This window comes from Kistimonas scapharcae, from assembly GCF_039540975.1.
Taxonomy (GTDB): Bacteria; Pseudomonadota; Gammaproteobacteria; order Pseudomonadales; family Endozoicomonadaceae; genus Kistimonas; species Kistimonas scapharcae.
The window spans coordinates 26,319-42,079 of record NZ_BAABFL010000025.1; the positions used below are offsets into that span (position 1 = coordinate 26,319).

23 protein-coding genes are annotated in these 15,761 nt (G+C 49.5%); 7 read left to right on the forward strand and 16 right to left on the reverse strand.

Annotation, left to right across the window (positions count from 1 at the left end):
• Positions 1 to 9: 9 nt before the first annotated feature.
• The gene (locus tag ABD892_RS02090; RefSeq protein ID WP_345193319.1) at positions 10 to 981 is read right to left on the reverse strand and encodes a hypothetical protein; all 972 of its coding nucleotides are present in this window, start codon (positions 979 to 981) and stop codon (positions 10 to 12) included.
• A 139-nt stretch (positions 982 to 1,120) separates the two neighbouring features.
• Between ABD892_RS02090 and ABD892_RS02095 the strand changes: the two genes are divergently transcribed.
• From ABD892_RS02095 to ABD892_RS02120, 6 genes are all read left to right on the forward strand, one after another.
• Positions 1,121 to 1,813, forward strand: a complete 693-nt coding sequence (locus ABD892_RS02095; RefSeq protein ID WP_345193321.1) for a helix-turn-helix domain-containing protein — start codon at positions 1,121 to 1,123, stop codon at positions 1,811 to 1,813.
• 70 nt (positions 1,814 to 1,883) lie between these two features.
• A complete protein-coding gene (locus ABD892_RS02100; protein ID WP_345193323.1) occupies positions 1,884 to 2,129 on the forward strand; it encodes a hypothetical protein in 246 nt (81 codons plus the stop codon).
• A 100-nt stretch (positions 2,130 to 2,229) separates the two neighbouring features.
• Complete coding sequence (locus ABD892_RS02105) at positions 2,230 to 3,147, forward strand: PD-(D/E)XK nuclease-like domain-containing protein (RefSeq protein ID WP_345193325.1); 918 nt, start codon at positions 2,230 to 2,232, stop codon at positions 3,145 to 3,147.
• A 21-nt stretch (positions 3,148 to 3,168) separates the two neighbouring features.
• Entirely contained in the window at positions 3,169 to 3,987 is an 819-nt protein-coding gene (locus ABD892_RS02110; protein ID WP_345193327.1) for a recombinase RecT, read from the forward strand.
• A gap of 34 nt (positions 3,988 to 4,021) precedes the next feature.
• Positions 4,022 to 4,204 (forward strand): hypothetical protein, encoded by a 183-nt coding sequence (locus ABD892_RS02115; RefSeq protein WP_345193329.1) that lies wholly within the window; start codon positions 4,022 to 4,024, stop codon positions 4,202 to 4,204.
• Positions 4,180 to 5,448: a tyrosine-type recombinase/integrase gene (locus tag ABD892_RS02120; RefSeq protein WP_345193332.1), complete on the forward strand. Its 1,269-nt coding sequence runs from the start codon at positions 4,180 to 4,182 to the stop codon at positions 5,446 to 5,448. The genes ABD892_RS02115 and ABD892_RS02120 overlap by 25 nt, the downstream gene beginning before the upstream one ends.
• Before the next feature lie 149 nt (positions 5,449 to 5,597).
• On the opposite strand, the gene ABD892_RS02125 is transcribed toward ABD892_RS02120, so the two are convergent.
• From ABD892_RS02125 to ABD892_RS27010, 6 genes are all read right to left on the reverse strand, one after another.
• Complete coding sequence (locus tag ABD892_RS02125) at positions 5,598 to 6,524, reverse strand: branched-chain amino acid transaminase (protein ID WP_345193334.1); 927 nt, start codon at positions 6,522 to 6,524, stop codon at positions 5,598 to 5,600.
• Positions 6,525 to 6,780: 256 nt separating this feature from the next.
• Positions 6,781 to 7,899, reverse strand: a complete 1,119-nt coding sequence (locus tag ABD892_RS02130; protein WP_345193336.1) for a tyrosine-type recombinase/integrase — start codon at positions 7,897 to 7,899, stop codon at positions 6,781 to 6,783.
• 22 nt (positions 7,900 to 7,921) lie between these two features.
• Entirely contained in the window at positions 7,922 to 8,119 is a 198-nt protein-coding gene (locus ABD892_RS02135; RefSeq protein ID WP_345193338.1) for a helix-turn-helix domain-containing protein, read from the reverse strand.
• Positions 8,120 to 8,197: 78 nt separating this feature from the next.
• Positions 8,198 to 8,818, reverse strand: coding sequence for a helix-turn-helix domain-containing protein (locus tag ABD892_RS02140; RefSeq protein WP_345193340.1), 621 nt, complete (start codon positions 8,816 to 8,818; stop codon positions 8,198 to 8,200).
• A gap of 244 nt (positions 8,819 to 9,062) precedes the next feature.
• Positions 9,063 to 9,473 (reverse strand): hypothetical protein, encoded by a 411-nt coding sequence (locus ABD892_RS02145; protein WP_345193342.1) that lies wholly within the window; start codon positions 9,471 to 9,473, stop codon positions 9,063 to 9,065.
• Between the two features lie 179 nt (positions 9,474 to 9,652).
• Positions 9,653 to 9,844, reverse strand: a complete 192-nt coding sequence (locus ABD892_RS27010) for a helix-turn-helix domain-containing protein (protein WP_425559150.1) — start codon at positions 9,842 to 9,844, stop codon at positions 9,653 to 9,655.
• A gap of 168 nt (positions 9,845 to 10,012) precedes the next feature.
• Here ABD892_RS27010 and ABD892_RS02150 point away from each other — a divergent pair, with 168 nt between their 5' ends.
• Entirely contained in the window at positions 10,013 to 11,221 is a 1,209-nt protein-coding gene (locus tag ABD892_RS02150) for an ankyrin repeat domain-containing protein (protein WP_345193345.1), read from the forward strand.
• A gap of 93 nt (positions 11,222 to 11,314) precedes the next feature.
• Here ABD892_RS02150 and ABD892_RS02155 read toward each other — a convergent pair whose 3' ends face one another.
• The 9 genes from ABD892_RS02155 to ABD892_RS02195 all read right to left on the reverse strand — a co-directional run bounded on the left by ABD892_RS02155 (position 11,315) and on the right by ABD892_RS02195 (position 15,758).
• Positions 11,315 to 11,893 (reverse strand): 3'-5' exonuclease, encoded by a 579-nt coding sequence (locus ABD892_RS02155; protein WP_345193347.1) that lies wholly within the window; start codon positions 11,891 to 11,893, stop codon positions 11,315 to 11,317.
• Positions 11,894 to 11,955: 62 nt separating this feature from the next.
• Positions 11,956 to 12,672: a hypothetical protein gene (locus ABD892_RS02160; protein WP_345193349.1), complete on the reverse strand. Its 717-nt coding sequence runs from the start codon at positions 12,670 to 12,672 to the stop codon at positions 11,956 to 11,958.
• 59 nt (positions 12,673 to 12,731) lie between these two features.
• Positions 12,732 to 13,100, reverse strand: coding sequence for a gp33 family protein (locus tag ABD892_RS02165; protein ID WP_345193351.1), 369 nt, complete (start codon positions 13,098 to 13,100; stop codon positions 12,732 to 12,734).
• Positions 13,097 to 13,378, reverse strand: a complete 282-nt coding sequence (locus ABD892_RS02170; RefSeq protein WP_345193353.1) for a hypothetical protein — start codon at positions 13,376 to 13,378, stop codon at positions 13,097 to 13,099. The genes ABD892_RS02165 and ABD892_RS02170 overlap by 4 nt, the downstream gene beginning before the upstream one ends.
• Complete coding sequence (locus ABD892_RS02175) at positions 13,375 to 14,727, reverse strand: SNF2-related protein (protein ID WP_345193355.1); 1,353 nt, start codon at positions 14,725 to 14,727, stop codon at positions 13,375 to 13,377. The genes ABD892_RS02170 and ABD892_RS02175 overlap by 4 nt, the downstream gene beginning before the upstream one ends.
• Before the next feature lie 197 nt (positions 14,728 to 14,924).
• On the reverse strand, positions 14,925 to 15,104 hold the full coding sequence (locus ABD892_RS02180) for a hypothetical protein (RefSeq protein ID WP_345193357.1): 180 nt from the start codon (positions 15,102 to 15,104) through the stop codon (positions 14,925 to 14,927).
• Positions 15,082 to 15,306: a hypothetical protein gene (locus tag ABD892_RS02185; RefSeq protein WP_345193359.1), complete on the reverse strand. Its 225-nt coding sequence runs from the start codon at positions 15,304 to 15,306 to the stop codon at positions 15,082 to 15,084. The genes ABD892_RS02180 and ABD892_RS02185 overlap by 23 nt, the downstream gene beginning before the upstream one ends.
• Positions 15,293 to 15,556 (reverse strand): hypothetical protein, encoded by a 264-nt coding sequence (locus ABD892_RS02190; RefSeq protein ID WP_345193361.1) that lies wholly within the window; start codon positions 15,554 to 15,556, stop codon positions 15,293 to 15,295. Before ABD892_RS02190 ends, ABD892_RS02185 begins: the two co-directional genes overlap by 14 nt.
• Positions 15,549 to 15,758, reverse strand: coding sequence for a hypothetical protein (locus ABD892_RS02195; protein WP_345193363.1), 210 nt, complete (start codon positions 15,756 to 15,758; stop codon positions 15,549 to 15,551). The genes ABD892_RS02190 and ABD892_RS02195 overlap by 8 nt, the downstream gene beginning before the upstream one ends.
• Positions 15,759 to 15,761: the final 3 nt, after the last annotated feature.

The window sequence follows — 15,761 nt, forward strand, 5'->3', positions numbered from 1 at the left end:
TCCCGGAACTCAGGCGTCGCTGTCGAAAGGTTTTGGTTTGCCAAGGGCCTCGGCGGTGAGGTTGGCAAAGATTTCACTGCTGCTGAGTGGTCGTTGTCGTCCATGAGAGCCTCCCTGGCGTTGTTGGCGTTCCCGCTCCCAGCGGTTCTGGTTTTTCATGCCGTTGCGCCAGGCCGCCTGCCAGTCCACGTACTGGAATCCCTTGGCAAGCATGGCGTCACGCCACTGGCCGGTGGCGTCGTCAACGGTCAACAGGAAATCGGGGTGTTGCGCATACCACTGGCGCATGGCCTCGGTGAGGCTGAAGTCATCAGGCAGAGGGTGTTTGCGAGTTTGTCGACGAGAAGAATTTTCCTGTTTCCTGACAGAGCGAGCGCGAGGAGCCGGAGGCGACGTGGTTGTTTTCCCCTCACACTCCCCTTTCTCTCGTGTTGTTTGAGAGAAAGGAGTATTTATAGTTTTTATATTGTTTTTATTTATATATTTATATTTATATATATTACTTCTACGCGCGCGAGGGTGTAGCCCAGTGCTACAACCTTGGCCGATAGAGTAGTCCACGGCTACAATCTGATCATTCGGGGTGTAGTCCTGCGCTACAACGTTGACGGGCAGGTTGTAGCCCTGTGCTACATCGTCTTTATCAAGGTTGTAGTGTGTCGCTACAACTTGCGTCGACAACGGTTGTTTGCTGCTACCGTTTTCCGGCCTGATTTCGACAACGCTGTAACGCATTTTTCGGTTCTGTCCCTCGCCGTCTTCAGACATGGCATACAGCCTGTTCCGAGTCACCAGGCCACGCAATTTTCTGACCACCGTAATCCGGTGAACACCTGCCAACCTGGCAATATCGCCATGACTGACAAGACACTTGCCGTTCAGTGTTTCAAGACAGGCAATCAGCAAAAGCAGGTGTCTGGATAGCGTGTCTTCGTCATCGTATTGCATCGCCACTGTGATACGATCAAGGAAATCATCCATTTAAAATCCTTTTTGTTTTCATAAATAACGCTATGGCGTTACATAATGAAAATAATGGAATGTAATAATTTTTAATCTACGAGCCTTGCGAATATTTTGTCAATACGTTAGCGTGATTACATAAACCGAGGAAAAGGACATGTCGACATCCACCCTGGGAGAGCGGTTGCGCACCGCACGAAAACAACGGGGACTGACCCAGACGGCGCTGGCTAGGCAGGTGGGCACCACCCAATCAACGATCAACGACATCGAAACCGGACGACACAAGTCGACCACCTACATGCTGGCACTGGCAGACAGCCTGCAGGTTGACCCCCGGTGGCTGGAACGCGGCACGGGTGTGATCAAGGGCGTCAGTGTTGAGATCGTGAACCAGGGCGCGCCACTGCCTCTCTACACCTGGGATATCGTCGCCCAGCTGGCAAAAACGCCCGGCGATCCTCTGCCGATGGTGGATGCGGTCTACCGTTGTCCGGTGGACCACTCCTCAAACGCCTACACCCTGTATGTACCGTCCAGCGACTACGAACATTACCTGCAGAAAAACGATGTGCTGTTTGTTGACCCGGTGGGCGTTTACAGCAATGGCGATCCCGTCATCTGTGTCATTGCCAACAGTGGTATTGTCGATATCCGGCAGCTGGTCAGTGACGGGGTGAACACCTATCTCAAGGCCATGAACCGTAATATTCCGGACGAGCGACGTTTGCTCCTGGCGAATCTGGAGCCGGTGATGGGCGGAGAGTTACAGCTACCCCACACAGTCGGTGACAGTGAGCCCATTGTCTATCTGGCCGGACGGATTATTTTCCGGGGTGGGACACTCTGAAGGAACGGCGGTCGTGCAGCAGTCGCCGAACCATTCCTATTGTTTGATTGAACGACATGGAGTCATACCGATGAATGCTGCACAACCCTGCAAGTACTGGGTCAACCTTGGTCACCGTCGTCTGCTTATTGACGGTCGGCGTGAGCCTGAATGTGGTCAGGCCATCGCCGTGTTCAGCCCCAGCGATGACCCGGTACGGGTGGTGTGTTACTCGCCGGGTATGGAGCCGGGCCTGATCCTCGGTTGCGTGGAGTTGGAAGAACGGCCCGTGCCTGCCCTGAATGCCGGCCGTTACCTGGAAGAGACCGTAAGATAGCCTGGCTGTCTTTTTTATATCCAAACAGTAACGTTTTAGCGTTGCTTAATCCATGAACAACGGTAATCTCAACATAACGGCTGAATAACAGGGAGGCGTTATGAAACCAGGCATTTATGATGGCTGTCCGGATACCGACTATCACAGTGCACCGGGGGTGTCATCAAGCATCCTGAAGGAAATGGGGCGCTCACCGGCACACTGCCGGGCAAAGCGGGATGGTGATCGGGACAAACGAACGAAGGCGCTGGATACCGGCATCATACTTCACTGTGCAGTATTGGAGCCCGAGCGCTTTGCCCGGGACTATGCCCTGCCGCCAATGCGGATCAACTACCCCAATGCACTGGCGACAGTGGAGGAATTGAAAAGCCGCTGTGAAACCGAGGGTCTGCCGAAGACCGGCAAAAAAGACGATCTCATAACAAGGCTCAGGGAGCACGACAAAGACATCGAGTTATGGGATGACATCCTTGCTGAATACCGTGAGAACAAAATCCTGCTGTCTGAATCTGACATGGAATTGTGTCAGGGCGTGATGGCCTCGGTAGCGGCGCACGGTAAAGCGATGAAAGCGTTTCAAGGCGGTGTGGCGGAACGCACGCTGGTCTGGGAGGACGAGGCAACCGGTGAACTCTGTCGTGCAAGGATGGATTATTACCGGGAAGACCTTGGCATGATTTTCGATCTCAAGTCGTGCCGCGATGCCCGGCATGATCCCTTCCAGCGCGACATACCCAGGTACGGTTATCACATCAGCGCCGCCATGTACCTCGAAGGTGCCAGGGCTTGTGGCCTCAAGGCTACAGGCTTTGCATGGCTGGCGATTGAAAAAGAACCGCCTTATGCCATCGGCCTGTACATGGCCAGCGCCGAGATGCTGATGGAGGGCGATGACCGGTTTCGGGAGTATCTGGATCTTTATCATGCCTGTCGCGAGACCGGTAGCTGGCCCGCTTATGCCGAGGAGTTTCGCACCATTGAACTGCCCGCCTGGGCAACCGGTCAGCAGGACTAACCACGGTTACAGGGAGGAACCATGGCCAACATTAACACCATTCCCGCCAAGGCCACAGGCATCAAGGCATTGCTGGTCAGCCGGAAAAACACCATTGCCCAGGCACTGGAACAAACAGGACTTACGCCTGAACGACTGCTTTCTGTTGTCATGAATGAAGTCAGGAAAACCCCGAAACTGAAAGAGTGTACCGATGCTTCGTTGTTAGGCTCGGTCATTCAATCCGCCCAGCTGGGGCTGGTACCCGGTGGTGCCCTGGGCCACTGCTACCTGATCCCTTATTTCAATCGCAAACTGAATAAACTGGAATGCCAGTTCATGCTGGGTTATCGCGGCATGCTGGAGCTGGCGCGGCGTTCCGGAGCCATCAAGCACATCGACGCCCGGTGTGTGTATGAACACGAAGAGTTTGAGATTCTCTATGGCACCCAGACGACCGTTACCCACAAACCGTCGCTGACCCGCGATGCCACTGACAGGATGATTGGTGTCTATGCGGTAGGTCATCTCAGCTCGGGAGGGTGGCAGGTGGAATACATGTCCATGGCGGAGATTCAGGCAATACGTGACGGCTCCAAAGCCGGCGGTGACGGCCCCTGGAAAACTCACTTTGATGAGATGGCCAAGAAAACCGTCATTCGTCGTTTGTTCAAATACCTGCCGGTATCTATTGAGGCCCAGACAGCGGTTGGTCTGGATGAGCGGGCTGAGGCAGGCATTTCACAACAAAACGACACCGTGCTGCAGGAAGGCGAGGGTGGTGTCACGGTTGATATGCAAACGGGCGAGATTATCGCAGGTGATGTCAGGAGTGCAGATGATTTGAATCGGGCGTTGTAGATCGACGATAACGCAAATAGAAAGGGATGCTTTTATGACGCGTTTTGTTCTGATCAAAAAATTCTGTGAATTGACCGGTTATACCCCCAAGGCGGTAGAGCGGAAAATCGAAAACGGTGTATGGCTAAAGGGCAGGGTATGGGTAAAAGCGCCAGACGGACGTCGTTTGGTTAATATGGAGGAGTACGATAAGTGGGTCGAGGAAAATCAGCGATAAAATCCCTTGAGGAGTTGTTGTCTGAGTCCCCCGGTATAGAGCTGCATGGAAAGAATCTGCGATTATGTTTTCGGTATCGCAGAATTTTATGCCGCGAGACCCTCGGGATACCGTTGACCCGTGAAAACCTCCAGTATGCTAAAAGGCGACGGGAGGCCATTCTTTATGAAATCCAGAGAAATACGTTCGACTACGCGAAGGAGTTCCCGGACAGCGTAAAGCTCAGGCAGTTCGGCATAGCCTCCAGGCGCAAGGCTACGATGGCTGAACTGGTGGCCAAAGCAAAGAAGTTCAAAGCGGCGGAAATTGCTGCGACAACGGCCCGAAATCAGGCTTACTCCTTTAACAGGATTATTGACTATTTTGGCAGTGATACGGATGTGCGATCCATCATGCCGGAAGATGTCGAGTTTTACCGGGCCACATTAATAGAGAATTATGCTGCTAACACCGTGAACAATTATATGAGTCGTTTACGGGATATTTTCAGTATTGCACAACGCAACCATTACACCGATCACGACCTTGTCTCCTGCTGTTGTATGTTTTCTGTTGATCGCGAGGATCCTGATCCACTTAGCAAGGAAGAGTATCAACGTATCCTGTCGGTGGCTCCCCTGCTTTTCAGGCATCTGATTACCTTTGCTGTTTATACCGGAATGCGTATAGGAGAAATCTGTGCATTGGCCTGGGAGGATGTGGACTTCATATCAGGTACTGTCACAGTACAGCGTAACAAGACTGCACTTGGCTACAAATTACCGAAGTCTGGAAAGAGCCGTCAAATTCAGTTGTTTCCGCCTGCGCTTGAATCCTTGCGTGCGATGAAACAAATGACATTCATGTACCCGGAGGAAAAAATTTCTGTGAGCCTGAAACAGAAAAAAGTCATACAGCGGGTGCGATTTGTTTTCAATAAAAACTGCTACTACAAGCATGAAACGGGGTCGTTATCTCCTCATAAGGTGTTGGCTCGATGGCGTACTTTGCTCAAGCGTGCCGGGGTGCGTTACAGACGCCTTCATCAAACACGGCATACATTCGCGTGCTGGACGCTGACAGCGACAGGGAATATCAGTTTTATTGCCGATCAGCTGGGTCATGTAGACTTCACCATGCTGCAAAAAGTCTACGGGAAATGGATACCTTCGCAATCGCGGAATGAGTCATCCAGGGTCTGGGGAGAGATGTGTCGTATATTCGGAGACGAGAATAACCGCGACAGCAACGAGGGCTGTCTTTAGTAGGTATTTTCCAATGAGCCCATTTTGATCCCATGGCTATGTGGGGGGTGAAAAAAGCTTTGAGATTTCAAAGGGATAAACAAAAGTGGCGCAATTATACGCCACTTTTTCAGGGTTTATAGTCGGAATTGCCCAGTGGGCAGAGGTGTTCAGCGAACAGAGGTCAGCCACTCTGGGTATTCAGACCGTTTTCCTGTGACCTGATCGAAGTACATTCTTTGCAATTTTTCGGTAATCGGGCCTCGGCGGCCATCACCAATAATCCTGCCATCATGTTCGCGGATGGGCAGAACTTCTGCGGCAGAACCGGTGAAGAAGGCTTCCCGGGCAACATACACTTCATCACGTGTCATGCGTTTTTCACGAACTTCCAGGCCGAGATCGCGGGCAAAATGAATGATAGTGTCCCGGGTGATCCCTTCCAGACAGGAGGTGAGTTCGGGGGTGTAAATAATGCCATCCTCTTTGACGATGAAGATATTCTCGCCACTGCCTTCTGCAACGTAGCCTTCATTATCCAGCAGGAGTGCTTCTTCACACCCGGAGTCGAGTGCTTCCTTGAGAGCCAGCATGGAGTTGATGTAGTTACCGTTTGCCTTGGCCTTGCACATGGTGATGTTGACATGGTGGCGAGTGTAGGAGGACGTGCAGATTTTGATACCTTTTTCCTTGGCCTCGGGATCCATATAGGACGGCCACTCCCAGGCTGCAACAATGCAGTGGACTTTCAGGTTGTCAGCGCGCAGTCCCATGCCTTCGGAACCGTAAAAGCACATGGTGCGCAGATAGGCGGAATCGAGGCCGTTTTCCCGTACCACGGTGCGTTGTGCTTCAATAAGCTCGTCGTATGCGTGGGGAATGTGCATCCTCAGGATGTGGGCGCTGCGGAACAGACGCTTTGTGTGCTCATGGAGTCGGAAAATGCAGGGGCCATTGTCGGTGTTATAGGCGCGAATACCTTCGAAAACGCCCATTCCATAGTGCAGGGTATGGGTTAGAACGTGGGTTTTGGCCTCACGCCAGGGTACCAGTTCGCCGTCATACCAGATTACGCCATCGCGGTCGGCAAAAGACATCAGTGCTGCTCCTGTCGAAGTATTCTTTTTGGTGATCAAGTCGGGTTCGTTGTTACCGCAGCGGTTGCCGCTGTCGCGATTCCGGTCAGGAACCTGCGTTTCCGGCAGCCAGGTCTGATGATAGTTTACTCAGCAAAAACCTTCACTTTTCAAAAAATCATCGTATTTTTGATAAAAGTCCTTTTAAATCAATATGTTAGGTGTCTTGTAAAGCCCTACGTTTTGTGTGTGCTAGCAAAAAAATATCAAAAAAATGTCAAAACTCATCTAGTATTGCGTAGCTTTCTATCTTCTCATCTTCGTGCCCTTTTAGGTACACTTTTGTTGTTTGCAGGTCTGAATGGCCCAGCAATTTCTGTATTTCTTCGATCTTGACACCTTGTTTCATAAGGCGGAAAGCAGCCAGTGCCCGGATTGAATGCCATCCAGGTTGCTCGTTTGTTGGCACTCCGGTGAAGCAGCCTGATTGTGATTTCGCTTTGTTCAGTGCTCTGCGTAATTGTTGCGCGGTCCACTGGGTGTGATGGGTGCGTTCTTTTGACTGCCTGCTTTTCTTCTGAATATTTTTGGGTTTTTTATGCAGTACATAGGGAGACTTGACCCCAGTGTTTCGGCAATTTTCAATGACCTTTAACAAACCGTCTCCCATGTTGATATGTTGTTGCACCCCTGTCTTTCTTCGGATTTTTTCAATGGCATTCCCAGAGAGTTCATCCCACTTTAAGGAAACAAGCTCACTCATACCAAAGGCGGTATAAAGAGCTAAATCCATAGCATTTTTCAATTCATTGGATGCTACAGCGTAGGTGGCTTTGTACGTTTCAGGTGTCCACCGTCCCTTAACTCTTTTTTCTGGGAGTATTTCACAGGGGTTCACTATATTGTCTTGTTGGGGTATGTACCCTTGGGTGAGGGCGTAGTTAAAAATTTTTATCAGGTTTGCCCGGAGGTCGTTATGCCAACTTGGTCTGTCTTTGAACTGTTTGAGGAAGGATGCTATATCTGCTGTGGATAGGTCGTGTAATAAGTAGGGACCCAGATGTTTTTTGATTACATCCAATGCGACTCGGTAGCTTTTCTTTGTTGCTTGTTTGAGCGAAGTGTTTTCAATTTTCTCGGCGTAATATTCTTTGCATAATTTCTCGACTGTTATTTGGTCACGGCCTAGTAATTTGTCTATCAATGCTCGTTGTTGTGTCAGTTCGGCATTTGCGAGGTTTGCTGCTTCTATTGCTTGGCGGCGAGTGGTTCCCACTGGGAGGTAAATGGGTTTGGAATAAGTGGAGTGTTTGTATTTGTATAGACCTGTATCTTTATCGCGGTACAGATATGTTGGCAACCCTTCTGTTGTTTTTGATCCTCTTTTCCTACCCATATTGATACTCCTTTAATATGGTTTATCTGCCTTTGACCAGCATATCAGCGAGAGGGTTCCCCGTTTCTTCCAGTACCCGTGCATTTATAAGCCATGTTCCCCCCTGTTTTTTGGCTGGGAGGTCGCCATTCTTGCACCAGCGCCAAATGGTGTTCAGGTGGGGCGGTTTACCGACAAAAGCCAAGCGTTGGTATTCTTGAGCTGTGATCCATCGTGTCATTTTGTTGCTCCTTGTTGGTTTTGGTTATGATTAGCCATGCTAATATAAATGCCCAAAGAGAAGCAATAGCTTCTCCCCTTATTCCGGTTCAATCACCGACACGACACGCGCCAGAAAACTGAGGTCCTTTTTCAGAATCAGTTCATCCTCCGTTGTACGAAATGAGTCGTTTGTCGCCCGTTCGCAGACAGCAATGTGTAGCTTGGGGCTTTTGAGTGTGCGGTAGGCGATCTTGCTTTTTGCTCTGGGGGGCTTGTTGGTATCCACAAGAAGGATACTGCCCTCGGTACAAAAAGGTTCTATGTCAGTGTCGATGAAGTAGGCAACTTCTGTCGGGCTTTTTTTATTATTGGTTGGGACCTCAACCATGTTCATGTCCGGCAACCTCCCCGTAGCCGAGCCTATTACTGGCACTAATGTGCGAACTACAGCATTTGACTGTAATAGGGATGCTGTACGTTTGTCCAGTGTCAGCGGGTCTTCTTTTAAAATATGTGCAAACTTGATAACAGTGGCCGGAGAGAGGGAAACATGCTGGTTGAAACACTGGCTGATGTAACCCTGGGTTTTACCCATGGCTTCGGCCAACTTCTCTTGGTTCAGGCCGAGGTCAGCTTTTTTTGCGTTATACAACGCTTTGAGTTTTTTCGCGGTCTTGCGATCTTCCTCGGTAATGACGCGGGTAGCTTCACCTGACATACGACGGTTCCTTTTGGACATGCAGAACAATCCCATGGACTGGCGACCAATGGGAATGGTTTTATTATTGTTCTGGCGTGGTAAATACAACGGAGGGTAAGCACCACTAAATAAAAAACACGCTACCGCCCGGAGAGTTTGGCTAGTCCGTGTACCGACTTAGCGAGGGCTGGTCCTCAATACCCTTAGCGTAGCTTATATATTTAGCAGTGCTTATATTCTCACCCAAAAGTACAACTTTCCGTTACTGGTGATTTATACAGTATTGTTGAATTTGCTGAATTATGGCTTTCTGGGGGAGGCATAGGGAGATAAAATCACTGGCTGTTATGGGGGGTTGCCAGCTTAAACCACGGAAAATAACGCCCCCGTGTTCACTCCCTGCGATGACCCAGGCGTCCTGCCTTTTCTCATGTCGTCGTTGCAGCCAACGTTGCTGCATGGGTGACAGGTATTTTTTGTTTGTCAGGTCGATCAGTGTGTCCGGTCGTTTTGGGAATGGGTTGATGTACTTGTATTCAACCCACAGGTCATTAGCGGCCCCTTCGTAGAAGCTGTCGGGTACCCCACCGGCATAGTTGTCGTTGATCTTCCAGTAATACAGGTCTTTTGTCTTGTGTCGATTGACTGACCGGATATAGGAGTGTTCGTTCATTGGTTATCTGTCTTCTCCTAGTTTGAATCCTGTAGTGAAGGCAAGTACGCTTAGAAAACACCCAGTAAACCACGCAAACAAAAAACTCACATGGAAAAAGGAATTTATGCAATAATGATAGGTGATGTTGCTGTTTTTATTAGTATGTGGGGTTGAGCTTACCTCTATCGTAGGACTGCTCAGGATTTGCTGTTTAAGCAGGCAGTATTCCTGTCAACGTTGAAGAGTCGGCTGATATCGGTAACCGCAAAACCTTCCAGACTGCTCAGAATGGCATGAGCCCTTCTTCTGACCTGGTGTTTCGGATGATTTCTGTACAGTTCGTTAAGGTTGGCTCTCTCAACATCAGAGACTGGCTGAACAAATTTCAGCTTAACTGAAGCTTCCTGAAAATTATCAGGTCATATAATACGCAAACAGTAGATGTACCTTGGTGCAATTTGTCCTTATAAAATGACAGAATATTTATGGCCGGGTACTTAAATTATAGAAACAATTGTTATTTCATTTTTAATATGAAAAACAGAAGGAGATAATTAATGGACTCTTTTCAACATTATGACAGGGGGCTAAGGGCCTCTATAGCAGCCTACCATCAAGAACGTTTAAATAATCAAGGAGTAATTAAAGCTTTCTTAAGAGCTTTTGTGGCATTTTTTTGTGGTTATGATGTTAAAACATGTCCTGATGTTGAGGCTTATATGCCAGATGTCTCTAGCCAACAACGGCTAAAGAGAGATATCGATAAAAGGTCTTCTACTGTTACCGATCCCACTAACGATCAACATGGCCCTGTTACAACTAATTCGGTCTTGAATACCAGGCATCGTGATTCGTCGGAGGATAAGAGAGCAGAAAATAGTAACAGGGAGAAAGCTCCTCTGGCACCGCCAATTCCTCCCGTTCATCTGTCTAACACTCTGGTAAAAGAAAGGGATTCAATCAGAGAGCCAAGGGTGCGTGATGGCTCTCCGATTGCAATGATTGAGCGGTTGTGTTTTTTCAAGAAGTTCCCTGATAAAAAAGATGAGATAGCAGACAGGCTTAATGGCATCAGAAAAATCCTGGATGAAAACCTGGGTGTTTCGATCAATGACACGATGAACTGGGATTGGGGTGGAGTCACTCCAATGATGGGGGTAGCTGCTAATGGTTGTTCTGAAATGTGTGTGGCTTTGATACAAGAGCTTGGAGCCAGTCCTTTTGTTCAGGATGAGACTGGAAAGCACCTACTTCACCTTCTGATAGCCAAAAGACACAAAGAGCATTTGTCGAAAGTGGATCATGAGAATCAAATGCCACTGTTTGAGGCCGCTTTAAAACATCTGGAAATAACAGAAAATATCAATAAACCGGATATTTTTGGTTTAACGCCTCTTCATTATGCCTGTGCACGCCGTGATCCGGATTATATTAAATTACTGATTGCTGCAGGAGCAGACCCTAAGCTTAAAGACAAAAATGGAAATGACTGCTTTGATGTTCTTGCTCTGGATGAGCAAACACGAGTCAATATTGTTGCACTGGCGGTATCGGGTAGTGTTCTAGAATATGATAGATCGCGACTGTCTCCTGATTATTTGGTTGGTGATGATAAATCCATATATACAATAAGGAGGATGGATTTTGGCATCGGTGATGGTGAAAGCAGAAATGGTGAGGTAATAGATCTATCATACTTCTGTTCGATAGAAAACAGTCATAACTTTAATCGTGATATGAACCCCCTTCGGAAAATGATGGAATAGAACTTGGCTTTAGTTAAAACGAGAATACTCGTGCTGTGAGTGTTTCGATTGCTTTTTCTGCTGCCTGCCTCGTGGAGATTTCAGGATGTAGGCTCATTTCTGTTCTCCTTTGATGTGGGCCATGATCGCTTTGCAGTATTTCACCTGATGCAGCGAGTCATCGACAGCATTGTGGTGGACACCTTCACGGGGGATGTCTTTCTTGGGGTTAATTCCTAGACGATCGCCGATGTTGACCAGTGTTCTTACTGACCGGCTTTCCCAATAATTCCAAGGGCAGGGCAGGTTGCATACCCGGAAGCCGTGTTCAGAGATGGTCAAATCGAAGGTGTTGTCATTACCCCAGATACCCAGTTCCATTTTGTGGGCACCTTTGCGGATTTTCACAACCCATTCACTGAACAGCTTCAGGGCTTCTTTCAGGGGGATAGCGTCTTCAGCATTCAGTACAGCTTTCGCCGCGTCTGATTGTCGGTTCCACCAGTCCAGTGTGCCCTGGTCAACAGTGCATCCATTAGCAATAGACGACCATTTATCCACATTGGTGTAAAAAGTATCCAGCTCCTCACTTTCAAAGTTGAAAGCTGCTGCACCGATGGCGACGATGGCTGACGTAGGTTTATTGTCGAGGGTTTCCAGATCAAGCATGATCTCGTTCGGGGCTGTGCTCATTATCCTGTCCTTGTTCAGCAGAAAAAATGCCCCCATTGCGGGGGCAATCTCAGGAGATAGCCTTATGCGGCTTCAGCTTTCTGGTTGATGGACAGGTAGAGCTTCTTGGCAGCGTCGTACAACTCGGCACCTGCCAACCCTTTGAAGTCGAACTTCGGCACATGCCAGGAACCCTTGGAGTTGCTGCGCTTTTCCGTGCTCATTTCCCAGACACCGGCAAAGCGTGGTGCGCCGTCAGGCAGGGACATCTGGATTTGGGAGTTGAACGAGTTGGAGACACCCAACTGCGTGTTGGTGAAGTGCATGATCACCGGGCAGCTTGGTACGGCTTTACCATCTTTGACTTCCAGTACCAGGAATACCTGCTTGCCGGACTCAGTGATGTCGTAACCTGCGCTTCCACCCTGAAGGGTTTCAACGTGGTCGCTGGCTTCTTTCATGCTCTCAAACGCGCCCTGGAAGCCACCGCCCAGATCACGCTTCTTGAACACGCTGTATTCTTTCTGGTAATCCACCGGAATGATGTACAGTGATTCGTGCATCTCGTCCGTGATGGTGTTGTGGAACAGGCCGGGGCGAGCGCCTTCCAGACCATCCTGAACTACTTTTGACAGCGCCTGAAGCAGCATGATCCGTGGGATCGCCATGTCTTCGGAGCTGACGTTGGTATTACCCAGACCAGCATCCTGTTCGTAAGTCGCAGGAGGCAGGGCATCAGCCTGACCGCCAAAAATAGCCAGATCAGTGTTTTCGGTTTTTTCTTCAGCTTTCTTAGCCATAAGTCGTTTATCCTTAATCGTTAATGATTAGCAGCGCTAATGTGTGCGGGCGCAGTGAATCACCGCTTCCGCACGTTGAGTGACACCTTCTCAAAAGGTTCGGTGCCAGGTATTTCACCGTCCAGCTCCAACTGTTCCCTGTACGGACCAGAGTTCAATTGTTTCCTGAGAAGGTAAAATGCGTCGTGTTCACGGATGTAGTCGTACACCTGATCCCAGTTCGTGACATTTGGAACGACCTGCTTGCTGACAGACATGCTGGCGTGTTCTGTCCGGGCGGATTCACTGCCGGTTTCATCAAGGTGTTCAAGTACCTCAAGACTCAGGGCGTCGAATTCTTCCTTGAGTGCTTTGTCCTGGGCAGCAATCTCAGAGCGTTCGTTCCGGATTTCAACAAGGCGCTGCGAGAGCGCGTTGAGGTCTGTCATGCTGTAGCCGCTGCGAGCAGGCCGTCATGCTCTGCTTTCAGCGCCTCCATGCGTTCGTCGAAATAACCCACTTCATCGACGATGTTCTGTTTTTCCTTTTCCAGCAGTTCAATCTTCTTCTGAACAGCGTCCAGCTTGGCATCGACCTTGGCGCTACCCTTCAGCAGCTTGTCCATGTCACGGGCAACGTCCAGCAGGGTACGGGCAGGTGCAGTTTTCTTTTCAGTCACAGGGGTTTCCTTCTTGGTTTCTTTTGCGGCGGTAGTTTTTGTGCTCATTGTTTTCTCCTGAGTTGGCACATGAGGTTGAGAAGGTCTTGCATCCGCTCAACCTTCCCATCCAATTTGTCGTAGACATCAATTTCCGCTGTGTCTCTTGCCGCAATCCGTATGGTTTCGGTTTTGCGGGTCTGACCGGCGCGATAAATACGACGATTGAATTGGATGAAATGTTCCGCGTTATAAGTCGGTGACGCCCAGATAGTGCTGGTGCCACGGGTGAGGGTCAGTCCATGACCCGCTGATTGTGGGTGGGCCATAATCAGCTTCAGTTTTCCGTCCTGAAATTCGTTGACCATTCGGGTGCGGTCACTGGTCGCTACTGATCCGTCGATAAAGCCATAGGTGAAACCGTACTTCTCAGCCCACCGAGTCAAGGCTTCACGCTCGTGTCGCCAATTGAAGGCAACGACGCATTGCTCACGTTCAGCCGCAAGCTGCATCACCAGCTCGTAACGGTTGTCGTGGACTTTGACGATTTCACCGTCTTCGTCATATACGGCACCCGACAAGAGTTGGAGGAGTTTCTTTATGCGGCTTCCGGCATGTACTGCTGATATTTCGCCGTTCTGGGTTTCGAGGAAACTTGCCTCCAGCAGCTCGTTGTACTGACGCATGACCTGTGACGGCATATCTACGAAATAGGTGTGGATGCTGTGTTCAGGAACATCCAGGCAATCATCAAACTGGTAGCGGACTGTGATGTCAGACAGCAGATGCGCCACCATTTCACGGGCACCTTCTTTCTCGACCCACTGACGCATTTCAGGGCGTGGCCCTACTTGTACAGGGGTGCAGACCTGATCGCGGAAATGGAAGAAGTTGCGGCCCAATCGATCGCCACCGTCGATCATGTATGCCGGGTACCAGATGTCGGTGATATGGTTGCTGTTGGGTGTACCGGACAACATGACCACGTATTCGATTTTCTTTAGTAGCTCTGCTAATGCTTTGCTGCGCTGGGTTTGCTTGTTCTTGAATGCGGTAAACTCATCTACGACGCAGTGGCTGATGTTTTCCAGCAGGTGCAGGTTTTTAGCGAGCCATTTAACACCGTCATGGTTCATAATGATGATGTCAGCATCGCTCTGGAATGCAGCGGTGCGCTTCTTCTCGCTGCCGTGTGCGACTGCCCATTTGAAGCCATTCAGGAATTTGGTGGTGTCGTCACCCCAGCTCGGTTCGAGAATTGATAAGGGGGCAATAACCAGCAAACGGCCTTGGATTGAGCGGCGGTATCCTTCAAGACTGGCGATTGTTTTACCAGTGCCTGGGTCGCTTGTGTTGAATATTCGTTTGTGGTCTGACCAGAACTGAGCGCAGTGTTCCTGATGGTTAAACAATTCCATGTAGTGGTGTCCTCGGTGTATTGTTATTGGCCCTGTGACGGGGGCCAGTCGTCATGGTCACTGGCGAGGAGGTGGTCAAGGAACCAACCAGCCCATGATGCCGATGTTTTTCCATATCCGCCCACCGTCGGCTGGGGCAGTCTCGCTACTAGCGCCGCGAGCTGGCGCGTTTAACCTTTAGATAAATAATAGCAGTGCTAATACTCATGGGCAACTGGTTCCACATCCCAATCCGGATTGTCCGGGTCTTGTGGGTGGGGGTGGTTGATCTTCTGCCGAATGTACTGTTTCTTTCGTCGATCCATAAACTGTAATTCACGAACATCAGGATCATCATCAGGGAACAGGTCGAAATTACTCTCTGGCGTCCACTTCACTTTTCACCCTCCTGGCGACACTCATAGCCATTGTGTTGATGACAACGGCCATGGCGTATTCGATTTCATGTTCTGCGTTTCCACCGCAGCGTTTGGCGATCTTGGAGACAAATTCCTTGGCGTCATCCAGTGAGTCACGATGGATGGCTTTGTCGTCATAACCGAGCTGCTTGGCGATGGTCAGGAGTTCAGTGTCTTTCATCTCTGGCTTCCTCGATCATTGCCTCTGCTTTGGGTGTCAGGAATAACTTCTTGCTGCCTTCTTTTATGTAATGGCTTGAGGCATTGCTGAAGCACATGGCAAACACCCTCCGCCAGCGACGGTGATACTTCAGCATGTAGGGGCTTTTGATGTTGGCCCCATAACCGTCTTCATCGTGACCGGTGTAACCCTCGTTATCCACTTTGGCGGCTTCGACGTAATAATCTTTTACGTATTCAACTTCACTCATCGGTAGTCTCCGCAATAAAGAAATCCGCAGGGTTTTCATGCAACACGCCATTTATGTCCGTCAGGCCGGTTGTGTAATGGTTGTCAGTGCAGACAATCAAATACCGGCCAAGAGGGTCTTTTCTGACTTCGTAAAGTTCACTCATCCAGCAGACTTTTTTACCTGCATCTACAGCAGCTTTTATTTCATCGAGATTCTTCATCCT

What these genes read in the sequence shown, in the direction of transcription:
- ABD892_RS02090 (WP_345193319.1), bottom strand. Translation starts at nt 981, where the DNA reads ATGGATGATTTCCTTGATCGTATCACAGTGGCGATGCAATACGATGAC.
- ABD892_RS02095 (WP_345193321.1), top strand. Translation starts at nt 1,121, where the DNA reads ATGTCGACATCCACCCTGGGAGAGCGGTTGCGCACCGCACGAAAACAA.
- ABD892_RS02100 (WP_345193323.1), top strand. Translation starts at nt 1,884, where the DNA reads ATGAATGCTGCACAACCCTGCAAGTACTGGGTCAACCTTGGTCACCGT.
- ABD892_RS02105 (WP_345193325.1), top strand. Translation starts at nt 2,230, where the DNA reads ATGAAACCAGGCATTTATGATGGCTGTCCGGATACCGACTATCACAGT.
- ABD892_RS02110 (WP_345193327.1), top strand. Translation starts at nt 3,169, where the DNA reads ATGGCCAACATTAACACCATTCCCGCCAAGGCCACAGGCATCAAGGCA.
- ABD892_RS02115 (WP_345193329.1), top strand. Translation starts at nt 4,022, where the DNA reads ATGACGCGTTTTGTTCTGATCAAAAAATTCTGTGAATTGACCGGTTAT.
- ABD892_RS02125 (WP_345193334.1), bottom strand. Translation starts at nt 6,524, where the DNA reads ATGTCTTTTGCCGACCGCGATGGCGTAATCTGGTATGACGGCGAACTG.
- ABD892_RS02130 (WP_345193336.1), bottom strand. Translation starts at nt 7,899, where the DNA reads ATGGGTAGGAAAAGAGGATCAAAAACAACAGAAGGGTTGCCAACATAT.
- ABD892_RS02135 (WP_345193338.1), bottom strand. Translation starts at nt 8,119, where the DNA reads ATGACACGATGGATCACAGCTCAAGAATACCAACGCTTGGCTTTTGTC.
- ABD892_RS02140 (WP_345193340.1), bottom strand. Translation starts at nt 8,818, where the DNA reads ATGTCAGGTGAAGCTACCCGCGTCATTACCGAGGAAGATCGCAAGACC.
- ABD892_RS02145 (WP_345193342.1), bottom strand. Translation starts at nt 9,473, where the DNA reads ATGAACGAACACTCCTATATCCGGTCAGTCAATCGACACAAGACAAAA.
- ABD892_RS02150 (WP_345193345.1), top strand. Translation starts at nt 10,013, where the DNA reads ATGGACTCTTTTCAACATTATGACAGGGGGCTAAGGGCCTCTATAGCA.
- ABD892_RS02155 (WP_345193347.1), bottom strand. Translation starts at nt 11,893, where the DNA reads ATGAGCACAGCCCCGAACGAGATCATGCTTGATCTGGAAACCCTCGAC.
- ABD892_RS02160 (WP_345193349.1), bottom strand. Translation starts at nt 12,672, where the DNA reads ATGGCTAAGAAAGCTGAAGAAAAAACCGAAAACACTGATCTGGCTATT.
- ABD892_RS02165 (WP_345193351.1), bottom strand. Translation starts at nt 13,100, where the DNA reads ATGACAGACCTCAACGCGCTCTCGCAGCGCCTTGTTGAAATCCGGAAC.
- ABD892_RS02170 (WP_345193353.1), bottom strand. Translation starts at nt 13,378, where the DNA reads ATGAGCACAAAAACTACCGCCGCAAAAGAAACCAAGAAGGAAACCCCT.
- ABD892_RS02175 (WP_345193355.1), bottom strand. Translation starts at nt 14,727, where the DNA reads ATGGAATTGTTTAACCATCAGGAACACTGCGCTCAGTTCTGGTCAGAC.
- ABD892_RS02185 (WP_345193359.1), bottom strand. Translation starts at nt 15,306, where the DNA reads ATGAAAGACACTGAACTCCTGACCATCGCCAAGCAGCTCGGTTATGAC.
- ABD892_RS02190 (WP_345193361.1), bottom strand. Translation starts at nt 15,556, where the DNA reads ATGAGTGAAGTTGAATACGTAAAAGATTATTACGTCGAAGCCGCCAAA.
- ABD892_RS02195 (WP_345193363.1), bottom strand. Translation starts at nt 15,758, where the DNA reads ATGAAGAATCTCGATGAAATAAAAGCTGCTGTAGATGCAGGTAAAAAA.